This is a genomic window from Streptomyces poriferorum (genome assembly GCF_019399235.1).
In the GTDB taxonomy this organism is placed as follows: domain Bacteria; phylum Actinomycetota; class Actinomycetes; order Streptomycetales; family Streptomycetaceae; genus Streptomyces; species Streptomyces poriferorum.
In genome coordinates this window covers 1-811 of sequence record NZ_JAELVH010000579.1, presented here as the reverse complement: position 1 = coordinate 811, position 811 = coordinate 1, and the positions used below count along the sequence as shown (strand labels likewise).

Genomic DNA, 811 nt, shown 5'->3' with positions numbered 1-811 from the left:
CCGGCCGCCACCGCGGCCCCCCGGCCCGTCCCCACGCCCGTGCACGTCGAGCCCACTCCCGGCGAGACGAGCATGGCCGACCTGCCCCCGGCCGAACGGGTCCGGCAGGAGCAGTTCCAGTCGCAGGCCGCGGTGCTGCTCGACGAGTTGCTGCCCCGAGGGCTCGGTCCGGTCCGGCCGGTCGATCTGACCGTCAGCCGGTACCAGGCCCGGCAGGACGGCAACACGTTCCCCATCGTCTTCTCCGTACGTCCCAAGGCCGCGCCGGGCAACGCCCCCGCCGCTGGGCCGTGCCGCGACATCCCGTCGAAGGGTCTCCAGTGCAGGACGGCGGTCCTGGACCTGGCGGGCGGTATCAAGGCCCGTGTCACGACAGCGCAGGGAAATTCCAGGGGCACGCAGACCATCACCGGCGTCAGCATCAACTTCGTCTACGGCGACAGCGTCGTTCGGATCTCGGTCGACGGGGACGACTCCTCGATGGTCTCGGCGCCGGTCTCGGCGACCCAGCTGATCGCCACTGCCGAGGACCCCAGGCTCCTGGAACTCCTGAAGTACGCGGACGAACACCCGATGGAAGAATAGGAGCACACGGTCCGTGGCGGTTGAGACGGCCAGGCAGCCGGCACAGCGCCGGGGCGGAGGCCGGGGGGGCCGACAGGGCACCCGTCGGAAGCGCCGGCGTCGCAGCCGGATACGGGTCCTGACCGCGGTACTCGTCCCGACGGCGCTGATCGGCGCAGCAGTGATCGCCGCTCCCCGGTGGGCGGGCGGCGACGGCCCGGCCGCCGCCGCCGCTCCGGAGTCCCCG

At 72.9% G+C, this 811-nt stretch carries 2 pseudogenes; both read left to right on the top strand.

Annotated features, from left to right (window positions below):
• Positions 1-585, top strand: a pseudogene (locus JGS39_RS39785) (hypothetical protein); the annotation flags it as partial.
• A 13-nt stretch (positions 586-598) separates the two neighbouring features.
• A pseudogene (locus tag JGS39_RS39780) lies at positions 599-811 on the top strand (hypothetical protein); the annotation flags it as partial.